Genomic DNA, 268 nt, shown 5'->3' with positions numbered 1-268 from the left:
ATGCGCCCAGCAGCCGATTAAGGTTGCCTCTGTTCTGGCATAGGCTTGATAGCCATCCACGTGCAAGTACCCTTGATATCCATCAAGATAATTGACCACGCAGGCGGCCGCGCGACTATTGTGGAAGTCGTAAAGTACGATATTAGGGATAGGATTATTCGGGTCTGGTGAATCTCGACCCGAGCAATACACCCACATGTAACTGTTTACTTTGTCCGATTTCACCACCTTTAATGGCGTTTCATCGGCAAACAGCGTGGGTTGCCTT

General features: G+C 49.3%; 1 protein-coding gene. It reads right to left on the bottom strand.

The genetic code is table 11. The features are described from left to right. Positions 1 to 268, bottom strand: a 268-nt coding sequence (locus P20311_RS17450) for a transposase (protein ID WP_036985297.1), incomplete at both ends; no start/stop codon positions are given.

Origin of the sequence: Pseudoalteromonas sp. BSi20311 (assembly GCF_000239875.1) — a bacterium.
Classification (GTDB): domain Bacteria; phylum Pseudomonadota; class Gammaproteobacteria; order Enterobacterales; family Alteromonadaceae; genus Pseudoalteromonas.
The sequence above is the reverse complement of the archived record's forward strand: the minus strand, read 5'-3'. Positions and strand labels throughout refer to the sequence as shown.